13 protein-coding genes are annotated in these 12246 nt (G+C 72.7%); 4 read left to right on the plus strand and 9 right to left on the minus strand.

Going from position 1 to position 12246, the window contains the following annotated elements; translation table 11 throughout:
- The first annotated feature begins 24 nt into the window (after positions 1-24).
- Positions 25-2028 (plus strand): FAD-dependent oxidoreductase, encoded by a 2004-nt coding sequence (locus ACQPZK_RS02930; protein ID WP_433539091.1) that lies wholly within the window; start codon positions 25-27, stop codon positions 2026-2028.
- Here ACQPZK_RS02930 and ACQPZK_RS02935 read toward each other — a convergent pair.
- The 4 genes from ACQPZK_RS02935 to ACQPZK_RS02950 all read right to left on the minus strand — a co-directional run bounded on the left by ACQPZK_RS02935 (position 1989) and on the right by ACQPZK_RS02950 (position 4283).
- On the minus strand, positions 1989-2324 hold the full coding sequence (locus ACQPZK_RS02935) for an SAV_915 family protein (protein WP_433536809.1): 336 nt from the start codon (positions 2322-2324) through the stop codon (positions 1989-1991). The genes ACQPZK_RS02930 and ACQPZK_RS02935 overlap by 40 nt on opposite strands.
- A gap of 41 nt (positions 2325-2365) precedes the next feature.
- Positions 2366-2869, minus strand: coding sequence for a universal stress protein (locus ACQPZK_RS02940; RefSeq protein WP_433536810.1), 504 nt, complete (start codon positions 2867-2869; stop codon positions 2366-2368).
- Positions 2866-3255, minus strand: a complete 390-nt coding sequence (locus ACQPZK_RS02945; protein WP_433536811.1) for a hypothetical protein — start codon at positions 3253-3255, stop codon at positions 2866-2868. Before ACQPZK_RS02945 ends, ACQPZK_RS02940 begins: the two co-directional genes overlap by 4 nt.
- 104 nt (positions 3256-3359) lie before the next feature.
- Positions 3360-4283 carry an SDR family oxidoreductase gene (locus tag ACQPZK_RS02950; RefSeq protein WP_433536812.1) on the minus strand — a complete coding sequence of 308 codons (924 nt, stop codon included), beginning with the start codon at positions 4281-4283 and terminating at the stop codon, positions 3360-3362.
- A gap of 179 nt (positions 4284-4462) precedes the next feature.
- Here ACQPZK_RS02950 and ACQPZK_RS02955 point away from each other — a divergent pair, with 179 nt between their 5' ends.
- On the plus strand, positions 4463-5218 hold the full coding sequence (locus ACQPZK_RS02955) for a dienelactone hydrolase family protein (protein WP_433536813.1): 756 nt from the start codon (positions 4463-4465) through the stop codon (positions 5216-5218).
- Between the two features lie 22 nt (positions 5219-5240).
- On the opposite strand, the gene ACQPZK_RS02960 is transcribed toward ACQPZK_RS02955, so the two are convergent.
- The 4 genes from ACQPZK_RS02960 to ACQPZK_RS02975 all read right to left on the minus strand — a co-directional run bounded on the left by ACQPZK_RS02960 (position 5241) and on the right by ACQPZK_RS02975 (position 8508).
- Entirely contained in the window at positions 5241-5759 is a 519-nt protein-coding gene (locus tag ACQPZK_RS02960) for a DUF421 domain-containing protein (RefSeq protein WP_433536814.1), read from the minus strand.
- Between the two features lie 40 nt (positions 5760-5799).
- Positions 5800-6903 carry an L-dopachrome tautomerase-related protein gene (locus ACQPZK_RS02965; protein ID WP_433536815.1) on the minus strand — a complete coding sequence of 368 codons (1104 nt, stop codon included), beginning with the start codon at positions 6901-6903 and terminating at the stop codon, positions 5800-5802.
- Positions 6904-7051: 148 nt separating this feature from the next.
- Complete coding sequence (locus ACQPZK_RS02970; RefSeq protein ID WP_433536816.1) at positions 7052-7927, minus strand: SMP-30/gluconolactonase/LRE family protein; 876 nt, start codon at positions 7925-7927, stop codon at positions 7052-7054.
- Positions 7928-8028: 101 nt separating this feature from the next.
- The gene (locus ACQPZK_RS02975; RefSeq protein WP_433536817.1) at positions 8029-8508 is read right to left on the minus strand and encodes a winged helix-turn-helix transcriptional regulator; all 480 of its coding nucleotides are present in this window, start codon (positions 8506-8508) and stop codon (positions 8029-8031) included.
- A 183-nt stretch (positions 8509-8691) separates the two neighbouring features.
- Between ACQPZK_RS02975 and ACQPZK_RS02980 the strand changes: the two genes are divergently transcribed.
- The gene (locus tag ACQPZK_RS02980; RefSeq protein WP_433536818.1) at positions 8692-10161 is read left to right on the plus strand and encodes an MFS transporter; all 1470 of its coding nucleotides are present in this window, start codon (positions 8692-8694) and stop codon (positions 10159-10161) included.
- A 184-nt stretch (positions 10162-10345) separates the two neighbouring features.
- Here the strand turns inward: ACQPZK_RS02980 and ACQPZK_RS02985 are convergent, their stop codons facing one another.
- Entirely contained in the window at positions 10346-11212 is an 867-nt protein-coding gene (locus ACQPZK_RS02985; protein ID WP_433536819.1) for an oxidoreductase, read from the minus strand.
- A gap of 137 nt (positions 11213-11349) precedes the next feature.
- Between ACQPZK_RS02985 and ACQPZK_RS02990 the strand changes: the two genes are divergently transcribed.
- Complete coding sequence (locus tag ACQPZK_RS02990; protein WP_433536820.1) at positions 11350-12231, plus strand: helix-turn-helix domain-containing protein; 882 nt, start codon at positions 11350-11352, stop codon at positions 12229-12231.
- Positions 12232-12246 lie beyond the last annotated feature (15 nt).

Consider the following 12246-nt stretch of genomic DNA (forward strand, 5'->3'; position numbering starts at 1 on the left):
ACCCCGATGGAGTTCGCCGTGTCCATGCCCCTGTCCCGTCGCCGGCTGTTGACCGCCGGCGGCGCCGGTCTCGTCCTGGCCGGTCTCACCGACCCCTTCCGTGCCGGCCCCGCCCGAGCCGCCGTCACCACCGCCGACCTGGTCGTCTACGGCGCCACGTCCGGCGGGCTGGCCGCCGCGATCACCATGCGCCGACTCGGCCGCACCGCCGTCGTGGTCGAGCCCACCAGCCACGTCGGCGGGCTGAGCACCGCCGGGCTCGGGGCCACCGACACCGGCGTCCAGGCGTCCATCGGCGGGCTGGCCGCCGAGTTCTACCGCCGGGTGTACGTCAAGTACCACGGCGGGACGCTCACCCCCACGTCCCCACTGCGGATGACCTTCGAACCGCACGTCGCCGCGCAGGTCTTCGCCGAGATGCTGGCCGAGGCGGGCGTCCCGGTGGTCGTCGGGGCCCGCCTGTCCAGCCTCGGCCGTACCGGCAACCGGATCACCGAGCTGCGCACCGAGGACGGGTCGGTCTACGTCGGTGGCGTGTTCGTCGACGCCACCTACGAGGGTGACCTGCTGGCCATGGCGGGGGTGGGGTTCACCGTCGGGCGGGAGTCCAACGACACGTACGGCGAGACGATCAACGGGGTGCAGTCCCGCAACACCCACCAGTTCGTCTACCCCGTCGATCCGTACGTGACGGCCGGCTCGCCGGCCAGCGGTCTGCTACCGGGCATCTCCGCCACTCCGCTCGCCCCGCAGGGCAGCGGCGACGACCGCATCCAGGCGTACTGCTTCCGGATGTGCCTGACCCAGGCCGCGAACCGCATCCCGTTCGGCAAGCCGTCCGGTTACGACCCGATCCGGTACGAACTGCTGCTGCGCCACATCCAGGCCGGTTACACCGGGCCGTACTTCACCACCCACTCGATCGGCGGCGGCAAGACCGACTCCAACAACAACGGCGCGGTCTCCACCGACCACATCGGCCTCAACCACGCCTACCCGACGGCGAGCTGGGCCGCCCGGGAGAGCATCATCGCCGACCACCGCACGTACCAGCAGGGCCTGATGTGGTTCCTGGCCAACGATCCCCGGCTGCCGGCGACCGTGCGCGACTCGACCGCCCGGTGGGGGCTGCCGGTGGACGAGTTCACCACCACCGGTGGCTGGCCGCCACTGCTCTACATCCGCGAGGCCCGCCGGATGGTCTCCGCGTACGTGATGACCGAGGCCGACTGTCGGGGCCGGACGCGGGCCACCGACTCGGTGGGCCTCGCCAGTTACACGATGGACTCGCACAACTGCCAACGCGTCGTGGTCGACGGGCGGGTCCGCAACGAGGGGGACGTGCAGATCAGCGTCCCGCAGCCGTACCCGGTGAGCTACCGTGCGATCGTCCCGCACCAGAACCAGTGCGCCAACCTGCTCGTACCCGTCTGCCTGTCGGCCAGCCACATCGCGTACGGCTCGATCCGGATGGAGCCGGTGTTCATGATCCTCGGGCAGGCGGCGGCCACCGCGGCGTCGCTGGCGCTCACCGGCAACCTCGCCGTGCAGGCCGTCTCCGTACCCGCGCTCCAGGCCCGGCTGCGTCAGGACGGCGCGGTGCTGGACTGGGGAACGCCCGGCGAGGTGATCCTGGACAACGCGGCGACCAGCGGGATCACCCGGGCCGGTACGTGGGTGCGCAGCGTCGACGTCAGCGGCTACCACGGCGTGGACTACGAGCACGACGGCAACACCGCCAAGGGCGTCAACCGGCTGCGGTTCCGCCCGACGCTGCCCACGTCCGGATCGTGGACCGTGCACCTGCGTTGGACCGCGCACCCGAACCGGGCGACGAACGTGCCGGTGGACATCGCGTACTCCGGCGGGGTGACCACCCGGACCGTCGACCAGCGGCAGTCCGGCGGCCAGTGGGTGCCGCTGGGCACCTATCCGTTCACCGCCGGCAGCGACGGCAGCGTGTTGATCCGCACCGAGGACACCGACGGCTACGTGGTCGCCGACGCGGTGCGCTTCGTGCCGGCCTGAACGGGGGCGGTCGGCGCGGCCCGGTCGACGACGCTCGGGCCGAGCGGTGGCGCCACCAGCAGGGGGTCGACCTGGATCCGGTCGATGCCGAGCGGACGCAGCATGCCGCGCAGCGCCGACTCGCACAGCTCCTCCCACGGCTGGTCCGAGCCCATCGCGGTGACCAACAGGTCGGCTCGGGTGAAGGCGATACCCACCCGCTCACCCTGCGGCGTCCGCCCGGTCCGCACCGTTCCCACCGGCCGTCCGGGCAGCTCACGCACCGGTACGGCGTAGATTCTCGGGCCGTCGTCCATGGTCGGGGTGGTCCTTTCCCGTCGCGCCGGGCCATCGGCGGTCATCGGCTGAGCCGTTCGAGGTCGCGGGCGAATTGGCGGATCGTCGCGGCCCGAGCCCAGGACGGGGCGGGCACCGCGACGACCGGCACGGCGGCGCGGCGTACGCAGTACCGGGTCACCTGCCCGCGCGACCGGCCGAACCGGCCACGGCCGGGACTGCCGACGACGAGCAGATCGGATTCCCGGTCCGCGTGGTCCACGAGCACCTGCCCGGCGTACCCCTGGGTCGTCACCAGCCGGACCGCGACATCCCGGGGCACGCCGCCCATCGTGGCGTCGAAGACTCCGCGCAGGTAGACCAGGGCGGCCCGGTCACACTCGTCCTGCCAGCGCCAATTCAGCGTGCCGGGCCGCCAGGTCGGTGCGAAGACCCACGCGCGTACGGCGTCCACCTGCGCGCCCTCGCGGCGGGCGAGCTGCACCGCGCGGCGCAGCGCCTGCATGCCGGCGAACGAACGGTCGACGCCGACGACGATCCGGTGGGCAGCGGCGGGGCGGCTCATGCGGCGGACACCTCCCACGCCGGGACGTCACGGCGACGCTCGGGCACGGACAGGTCGAGCGCGCGGAGGATGTAGTTGGCCTCGGCCACCTCCACCCCGGCCCGCAGACGCAGGTCGGCCACGGCCCGGTGCAGCATGGTCACGCTCGGCGCGGAGAGCCGCACCACGGCGTCGACGTCGGCGGCGATCCACCACGCCTCGACGGCGCACGGCTCGTGCCGCAGGTACTCGACCAGGTGGCTGCCGGGCGCGGCCGGGCCGAGTCGGACGCTGACCAGCGCCTCGTGTCGGCGTTCGGGCCCGTCCGCGCCGGGAGCCGGCTCGATCGGGTCGGTCTCGGGCGGTAGGTTCCCGCGCTCCCAGCGTGTCATCCGCCAAGGACTCATGGATCCATCGTCACCGCCCGGCGGCGGCGGGGAGACCGCCGATACGCCGTTTCGACGGGCCCACGCCGATTCTTGACGCGCCGTTCACGCGCGCGCGGTCCCGCTCAGTACTCGACGCCCACCAGCTGCTCGGAGACCGCCCAGAGGCGGGCCGCGTCGTCGGTGCTGCGGGCCGAACGGTAGACGGCCAGCTCGGTCGGTGCGCCGGTGAACTGCCCCAGACCGTCCGGCCCGTAGAACCGGCCGCCCTGCGCCCGTTCGCTGGTGGCCGCGTAGAGGGCGGGTCGCAGGCCGGCGTCCACCGACTGCACCAGGACGCCCCAGCGGGCCAGCCGGCTCATCACGGCGTGGTGCGCCGAGGGCCGGCTGCGGCCCAGGTTGGGCCCGGACGCGTACAGGTTGGTCATCGTGGTGCCGGGGTGCGCCACGTTGCTGGTGACGCCCCAACCGCCGGCCCGACTGCGCCTGTCGAGTTCCAGCCCGAAGTGCAGCGTGGCCAGCTTGGACGCGTTGTACGCGCGGACCGCCCCGTACCGTCGGGTGCTCTGCAGGTCGTCCCAGTCCAGCCTGCCGGAGCGGGCGGCGCTGCTCGACATGGTGGTGACCCGGGCCCGTCCGGCCCGCAGCAGCGGCAGCAACCGTCCGGCCAGCGCGAAGTGGCCGAGGTGGTTGGTGCCGAACTGGAGCTCGAAGCCGTCGACAGTGGTGTGTCGGGTGGGTGGTGCCATCACACCGGCGTTGTTGATCAGGAGGTGGATCGGTCGCCCCTCGCCGAGCAGTGTGTCGGCGAGAGCGGCCACCGAGTCCAGCGAGGCGAGGTCCACCTGCCGGGTCGACACGGTGGCACCCGGCGCGGCGGCCCGGACGGCGTCCAACGCGGCGTCGCCCTTGGCCGGGTTGCGGACCGGCAGCACCACCTCCGCGCCGGCGCGGGCCAGGCGGGTGGCCAGGCCGAGCCCCAGGCCGTCACTGCCGCCGGTCACCACGGCGAGCTTTCCGGTCAGGTCCCCAACGGTCTCATCGAGCACGACAACCTCCACGTCGCGGCGTCCTTCATTCGGTCACCGACAACACTGGGCCGGTCGCCGCCCGGTATGCAGGGTGACCTTGTCCAGGGATCGCCGGTCCCTGTCTGCCACCGGCGTCGGGCACCGAGGCGGGCGGGTAACGTTCCGAACGGACCAAGATCGGCTTACGAGGAGGCTCGGTGCAGACGACGACGGTGGACATCCCGACCAGCGACGGAACGGCGGACGCGAGCCTGACCCGGCCCGACGGCGACGGCCCGTTCCCGGCCGTGCTCCTCTTCATGGACGCCTTCGGTCCCCGGCCCCGCCTGGTGGAGATGGCCGAGCGGATCGCCGAACGCGGTTACCTGGTGCTCACGCCCCACCTCTTCTACCGGGCTGGCCGGGCGCCGCTGTTCGACCTGTCCCGGCTCGGCGAGGCCGACCAGCGCGGCGCCCTCTTCGAGAAGATCGTGCCGCTGATCGGGGCGCTGACCCCCGACGTCATCGGCCGGGACACCGCCGCGTACCTGGACTTCCTGGCCGCTCGCGACGACGTCCGGCCGGGCCCGGTCGTGATCACCGGCTACTGCATGGGTGGTACGAACGCGCTGCGGGCCATCGAGGCGTACCCGGACCGCATCGCGGCCGTCGCCAGCTTCCATGCCGGGCGGGTCGTCACCGACGCGCCGGACAGCCCGCACCTGGCCGTCGGGTCGATCACCGGCGAGCTGTACCTCGGGCACGCCGACGCGGACCAGTCCATGACGCCCGAGCAGATCGCCACCCTGGAGGAGGCGCTCGACGCCGCCGGGGTGCGCTACCGCTCCGAGGTGTACGAGGGCGCGCACCACGGCTTCACGATGGCCGACACCCCGATGTACCACGAGCAGGGCACCGAGCGGCACTGGGTGGCCCTGTTCGACCTGCTGGACCGCACCCTCCCGGTGAGCTGAGGCGGGACGTGCCGGGCGGCGGTCAGCCGAGGCCGCCCCGCACGTCGCGCGGTCGGCCCGGCGTACGCGTGGTGACGCTGAACCGCCCGTCGGACTCCATCCGCACCTCGCGGACCTGGTCGAGGTCGACGACGCCCTGCTGGCGCAGCAGGGTGTGCAGCTCCTCGTCGGTGATCAGCTCCCGGCGCATGTTCTCCCGCACGACCTGCCCGTCCCGGACCAGCACCAGCGAGCCCGGCCGGATCAGCCGGGCGGCGGCCTGCCAGCGGTACGCGACGGCGTTCAGCAGGTACGACCACCCGATGATCACCCCGACCAGCAGGACCCCGTCGGTGACCGAGCTGTAGCCGCCGGACAGGCCGTTCTGGGCGGCGTCGGCGAGGAGCACGATGACCAGCAGGTCGGTGACGCCGGTGGTGCCGCTCTCCCGCTTCAGGATGACCCGCAGGAGGGTGAACAGCGCGAGGTACATGACGCTGCCCCGAACCACGATCTCCAACAGCGGGGTGTCCGGGACGAACACCTCATGCCAGTCGGCCACCCGAGGGGCTACCCGCCGGCCGACCGCCCATGCCTCCCGCTCAGGGGCGCAGCAGCACCGGGCCGGCGTCGATCCGCACGCGGAACAGCGCGTACGGCTTGCGTCGCAGGTCCTGGCCCCGCTGGTACTGCGGCTGCCGGTGCAACTGGTTGGCGGTCACGTAGAGGTGCCCGTCGGTGGCCACCGACATGGTGTCCGGCCACAACAGTCGCGGGTCGTGCACCAGGGTCTCGATCTCGCCGTCCGGCAGCCGCCGCAGCACGGCGTTGTGGTCGTACGAGGTGAAGTAGAGCCGTCCCTTGTCGTCGGACTCCAATCCGTCCGACCCGGTGCCCTTGTCGCCCTCGTCGACGACCGTGGCTGCGACCGCCTCCTGGGTCACCGACGGGTCGGCCAGCGCCTCCGCCGAGACGCTGTGCAGGCGGCGAGAGATCAGCGGGGAGTAGTACAGCCGGGTGCCGTCGGCCGAGATGGCGATGCCGTCGGAGCCCATCGCCAACGGCTTCGGCGGGCCGTCCGGCGGCCGGTTCATCAGCGGACGACCCTCGACGAAGGGGCGGAAGGTGGTCACCGGGTCTGCCTTCGTGGACGGGTGATCGTGCAGCCGACGCCAGGACGCACCGCTGGCCAGGTCCACCACGATGATCCCGTTCGGCCCGGAGTCCGTCGAGTCGGTGATGTACGCGACCCCGGCCTCGCCCCGACGCAGGTCGAAGCGGACGTCGTTGAGGTACGTCGTGGGCGGCGCCACGTCCTGCGGGAAGGTGATCACCTGGGCCACGGTGTTCGTGTCCAGGTCGATCCGGACCAGCTTCGGGCCGCCCGGCTTCGTGGGCTGGAACTTCGGGCTGCCGGTGTCCACCACCCAGAGCCGGTCCGCCGGGTCCACCACGATGCTCTGCACCGACACGAACGCGCCCGCGTCGTCGATGCCCGACGGGCTGTTCCACGCCTGATCGGGGAAGGGCACCTCCTTGCCGTCGCGCAGTTCGACCACGGTGGCGGGCGGGTCGTCGCCCCACTGCGGGAAGTTGACGAAGATGCGGCCCTGGTGCGAGACGCTCACCCCGGTCGGCATCGGGCCGGTGAACGTGTGCACCAACTCCAGCTCGCCGACCGGCTCGTCGCCGACCGGCCCGTTCATGACGCACGCTCCACGGTGCTCATCGCCCAGCCCCCTGTCGGTCGACCCACTGCCGCTTCCGGAGGGGCTATTCCCGCCCCGACGTCCGATATGCCTCAGCCGGGCCCCGGTCGGGCGAGCGTCCTCGACACGGCCGAGCGGCGTCGTGTCAGGCGGCGTGGGCGTGGGAGATCGGCAGGCCCGGAACGGGGACGTCGACCGCGAGCAGCGCGCCGTCCGCCGGGCCGGCCGACGTGAGGCCGACCGAGGCGGTGCCGATGAAGAGCCGCCGCAGGTCGGCGCCGCCGAGGCAGATGCCGGCCGGCTGTGCCGCCGGTAGCTGGATCTCCCGATCCAGGGTGCCGTCCGGACGGTAGCGGCGGACCGCCGAGCCGCCCCACAGCGCGACCCAGAGGTGACCCGCAGCGTCGAGCGTCATGCCGTCCGGGCTGCCCTCGCCCGGGGAGAGCCGCACGAACGGCTCCCGCCCGTGCAGGTCACCGGTGGCCGGGTCGACGGTGAACCGGTCGATCTCGCCACGGGGCGTGTCCGCCAGGTACATGGTGGTGCCCTCGGCGTCGAACGCCGGCCCGTTCGGGATGGACATGCCCGTCACCACGGACACCGGCGCAGCGCCGGGCGTCAATCGGAACAGCGTGCCCCCGCCGGGCGTCTGCGCGTACGCCATGCTGCCGGCCCAGAAGCGGCCCTGCGGGTCGGCGACGGCGTCGTTCATCCGGGTCGGCTCCGGTGCGTCGGCGACCAGCTCGGCGACCGGTCGAGGGTCGCCGGTGGCGGGCAGCACGGCGATGCCGGTGCCGGCGGCGGCCAGCCACTCGCCGGGCTGGTCGGCCACCGGGGCGACCGCGCCGAGCGGGACGTCGAGCCGGCGCAGTCCCCGTAGCGGAGCGGGCCGGTCGCCGTCGGTCTCCAGCAGCCGCCCGGCCAGCAGGTCGACGAGGACCAGGCGGTCGTCGACCCAGCGCAACCCCTCGCCGAGCTCCAACCGCTCCGCGTCCCAGACGGTCGGTTCGGTCAGCTCCATCTCGCTCCTCCTGCGGTTCGTGGGCGGTGGCAGGGGTCCGTGCCGCTGCGCGGACCGTACCCCGCACACACCATCCACGCTCCCGCAGCCGGGGCGAGGCTTCACTGTCGGCGGATCAGGCCCGGCCCCGCGGTGATGTCGATCTCGCCCTCCTCGACGTCGTGGCCGGCGGCGCAGCGGAGCACCGCGCGGACCGGCTCGCCGCAGTCGTGGTGGGTGGCGCGGATGCCGGGGCCGGCTTCGTCGGCGCTCCAGGTGTCGCCCCAGTTGCGCAGCGCCGTGATGACGGGCAGCAGGTCGTGGCCCTTGCGGGTGAGTTGGTACTCGTGGCGGGTGCGCTGGCCCGGCTCCCGGTAGGGAATCCGTTCGAGGAGGCCGGCGGCGACCATCTCCTTGAGTCGGGCGGCCATGGCGGGCTCGCCGACTCCGACGCGGCGGACGAAGTCGTCGAACCGCCGCGTCCCGAGCAGCGCTTCGCGCATGATCAGGATCGTCGAACGGCTGCCCACGATGTCCATCGCTCGTGCGACGGAGCAGTTCTCCATCGACCAGGATTCGCGGTCGTCCCGTAGGTCCTCCATGCCATCCAGCCTACCTGGCTTGCGTTGACGGCAGCCAGGTGCTTCACTGGAACGCTGCTGGCTTGTGTTAGCAACAGTCAGCCTCACCCAACCCGAGGACACCCAGTGACCAGCAGCAGCACAGCCTCAGCCGCGCCCGGGCCGGCCGTCGCCATCCGCCCGTCCGTCCGCGGTTCCCGTCCCGTGACCCTGATCGCCATGTGTCTGGGCGCGATGATCACGTTCCTGCAGATCACGGCCACGGTCTCCGCCCTGACCACCATCCAGGCCGACCTCCGGGTCGACCCCACCACCGTGATCTGGATCCCCAGCGCCTACACCCTGGTCGTGGCGAGCCTGGTGCTGTCCGCCGCCACCCTGGGCAACCGCTACGGGCGCCGACGCATGTTCGGCGCCGGCATCCTCGCGATGATCGCGGGCGGCGTCGCCGTGGCGAGCGCGCCCACCGTGGGCTGGGTGATCGTCGGCCAGTTGGTCGCCGGCCTCGGCGGTGCCCTGATCCTGCCGAACAGTCTGGCGATCCTCGGCGCGACGTTCACCGACCCGCACCGCCGTACCGAGGTCATCACCGCCTGGTCGGCCGCCTCCGGCATCGGTCTGGCGATCGGCCCGCTCATCGCCGGCGCGCTGCTGCGCCAGCACTCCTGGCACAGCGTCTACGTGTCGACGATCGTGCTGGGCGTGGTCACCCTCGTCGTCACCGCGATCGGGGTGGCCGAGTCGCGGCCCAGCGCGGGACGACTCGACCTGCCCGGTCTACTGCTCGGCACCGTCGCCATCGCCGCCGCGGTCTACGCCATGATCCAGGGCGGACGCGACGGCTACACCAGCGGAGTCGTGACGACGGCCTGGATCGTTGCGGCCGTCGCGCTTGTCGCCTTCGTGCTGGTCGAGCTGCGGGCCAGCGCGCCGATGCTCGACGTACGGCTGTTCCGCTCGGCGTCGTTCAGCGCCGTCATGGTCGTCGCCGCCGTGTCGCTGTTCGGCTTCACCGGCGTGGCGATCCTGCTCGTCCTCTTCCATGAACGTGCCCAGGCGCTCAGCCCGCTGGACACCGGTTGGCGGATGCTGGTGCTCTTCGGCGCGTACGTCCTCGTAGCCTTCGCCGCCGGGCGGACCATCCGGCGTACCGGATTCAAGGCGCCCCTCACCGTCGGCCTGGTGCTCGGTGCGGTGGCCAGCTTCGGGCTGGCAGCGCAGGGGCCGACCACGACGTTCGACCACCGCTGGGCGCTGTTCGCGCTGTTCGGCGCGGCCAGCGGTCTGGTGGTCGCTCCGGCGACGGCCGCGGCGCTGGCCAGCGTGGCCCCCGCCCAGGCCGGCATGGCCTCCGGCGCGGTCAACGCCTCCCGACAGGTCGGCTCGGTGCTCGGCTCGTCCCTGCTGGGCACGCTGCTCACCACCACGATGGCGGCCGACCTGCCGGACCGCCTCGCCGCCCACCAGGTGGGCGAACCCACCCGCAGCGCCGTGCAGGCGGCGGTGGCCGCCGGCGCGACCGGGGACCAGCCGCTGCCCGAACCGGTCCGGTCGGCGCTCGCCGAGGCCATGACCTCCGGGGTCCAGGCCGGTCTGCGGGTCAGCGGCGTCGTCTTCCTCGTCACCGCCGCCCTCGCGCTCACCCTCATCCGCAACCGCCCCCACCAGCACTAGCGCGGCCCGACCCGACGCGGCCGCGACCACGCCGGGCCGCCATGTCCGCGCCGGGACGGGTCCGCCGCCACGCCAGCACCAGGCCGGGGCCGCCGGGGACCACCCGCGCCGGGCCGCCCCGCCAGCGCCGGCCCGGCCGGGTCGGCACGAGCCGGGGTACGCGCCGGCCCGTTCGGCCCCGCGATCAGCTGCCGATCGTGTCGAGGTCCTCGATCGCGTCGGCTGGCAGCGTCAGGTCGGCCGCGGCGAGGTTCTCCCGAAGGTGTGCCAGCGTCGAGGTGCCGGGGATCAGCGCCATGGTGGGGGAGCGTTGCAGCAGCCAGGCCAGGGCGACCTGCTGCGCCGAGGCGCCCACCCGGGCGGCCACGGCGTTGAGGGTGTCGGACTGCAAGGGCGTGAACCCGCCCAGCGGGAAGAACGCGGCGAAGGCGATGTTCTCCGCCGCGCACCGGTCGACGAGCGGGTCGTCCTGCCGGTTCGCGAGGTTGTAGAGGTTCTGCACGGTGACCACCGGGGCGATGGCCTGCGCCTCGTCGAGTTGGGCGAGCGTGACGTTGCTGAGCCCGAGGTGTCGGATCAGACCCTCCTGCTGTAGCTCCGCGAGGGCGCCGAACTGCTCGGAGAGGGGGTCGTCGCCGGTGCCCTCGGCCACGCCGACGCGCAGGTTGACCACGTCGAGGACGTCCAGGCCGAGGTGTTGGAGGTTGTCGTGGACCTGGGCCTTCAGCTCGTCCGGCCGCAGCGCGGGGAGCCAGGAGGCGTCGTCGCCGCGGCGCGCGCCGACCTTGGTGACCAGGTGCAGATCCTCGGGGTACGGATGCAGCGCCTCGCGGATCAGCTCGTTGACCACCACGGGGCCGTAGAAGTCACTGGTGTCGATGTGGCGTACGCCCCGGTCGACCGCCTCGCGGAGCACGGCGATTGCCTGCTCGCGGTCGCGCGGAGGCCCGAAGACGTGCGGGCCGGCGAGCTGCATCGCGCCGTAGCCCATCCGGCTCAGGGTGAGGCCGTCGGCGGGGGTCAGTGCGCCGCCGGGAATGTTGTCGCTCATGTCGTTCCTCTATCCGTTGTCGCCGCAGATATGCGCACGACGACTCTCCGTCGGTCTCTGCCCGTCCGGCAGGGCGAGGTGTTCCTGGGAGTGACACAGCCAGTCACCGGGTCGCCGGGCGATCTACCGTCAACGGCATGGACGCCACCAACCAGCTCGGCGAGTTCCTGCGTGCCCGCCGGGAGCAGATCCGACCGCAGGACGTGGGTCTCGGCCCGGGAGTCGGGCTGCGCCGGGTGCCCGGGCTGCGGCGCGAGGAGGTGGCGATGCTGGCCGGCATCAGCGCCGACTACTACCTGCGGTTGGAGCAGGGCCGGGAGAGGCATCCCTCGGTACAGGTCCTCGACGCGCTCGCCGGGGTGCTTCGGCTGGACCCGGAGGCGACCGCGTACATGATCGGGCTGACCCGCCCGCGGTCGCGCCGGGCGGTCCGGCCGGCCGTCGAGCGTGTGCCGGCCAGCGTTCTTCACCTGGTGGGGCAGCTCCCGATGCCCGCGTTCGTGCAGAACCGTTACCTCGACATCCTGGCGTCGAACCGGATGGCGAGGGTGCTATCGCCGAATCTCGCTCCGGGCGCGAACCGGCTCCGGGCGGTGTTCCTGGACGCGGCGGAGCGAGAGCTGTTCCGGGACTGGCGGCAGGCGATGCAGAGCGTGGTGGGTCAGATGCGCGCCGACTCGGCCGCAGACGCGGACGATCCCCGGCTGGCGGCTCTGGTGGGGGAGTTGTCGCTCAAGAGCGACTGCTTCCGCCAGTTGTGGGCCCGGCACGAGGTACGCAGGCGGGAGGGCGTGGTGAGCCGGTTGCGCCACCCCGAGGTGGGTGATCTCGACCTGTACTGCGACAAGCTCGCGGTCGCCGGTGCCGAGGGGCAGCTCCTGGTCATCTACCACGCCGAGCCCGGTACGGAGTCCGAGCGCTCCCTGGCGCTGCTCGGCTCGATCGCGGCCAGCACCCCCGACGACGGCGTGGACAGCGTTCGGCCCGGCGACCCGGCTCGTCTCTATCCGTCGGAGTGAGCTTGACGCGGCTTT

Origin of the sequence: Micromonospora sp. CA-249363 (assembly GCF_050950185.1) — a bacterium.
Taxonomy (GTDB): Bacteria; Actinomycetota; Actinomycetes; order Mycobacteriales; family Micromonosporaceae; genus Micromonospora.

Coding starts and splice junctions, on each gene's coding strand:
- ACQPZK_RS02970 (WP_433536816.1), bottom strand. CDS start 7,927: ATGGAGCTGACCGAACCGACCGTCTGGGACGCGGAGCGGTTGGAGCTC.
- ACQPZK_RS02940 (WP_433536810.1), bottom strand. CDS start 2,869: ATGAGCCGCCCCGCCGCTGCCCACCGGATCGTCGTCGGCGTCGACCGT.
- ACQPZK_RS02930 (WP_433539091.1), top strand. CDS start 25: ATGCCCCTGTCCCGTCGCCGGCTGTTGACCGCCGGCGGCGCCGGTCTC.
- ACQPZK_RS02945 (WP_433536811.1), bottom strand. CDS start 3,255: ATGAGTCCTTGGCGGATGACACGCTGGGAGCGCGGGAACCTACCGCCC.
- ACQPZK_RS02990 (WP_433536820.1), top strand. CDS start 11,350: ATGGACGCCACCAACCAGCTCGGCGAGTTCCTGCGTGCCCGCCGGGAG.
- ACQPZK_RS02975 (WP_433536817.1), bottom strand. CDS start 8,508: ATGGAGGACCTACGGGACGACCGCGAATCCTGGTCGATGGAGAACTGC.
- ACQPZK_RS02935 (WP_433536809.1), bottom strand. CDS start 2,324: ATGGACGACGGCCCGAGAATCTACGCCGTACCGGTGCGTGAGCTGCCC.
- ACQPZK_RS02965 (WP_433536815.1), bottom strand. CDS start 6,903: ATGAACGGGCCGGTCGGCGACGAGCCGGTCGGCGAGCTGGAGTTGGTG.
- ACQPZK_RS02985 (WP_433536819.1), bottom strand. CDS start 11,212: ATGAGCGACAACATTCCCGGCGGCGCACTGACCCCCGCCGACGGCCTC.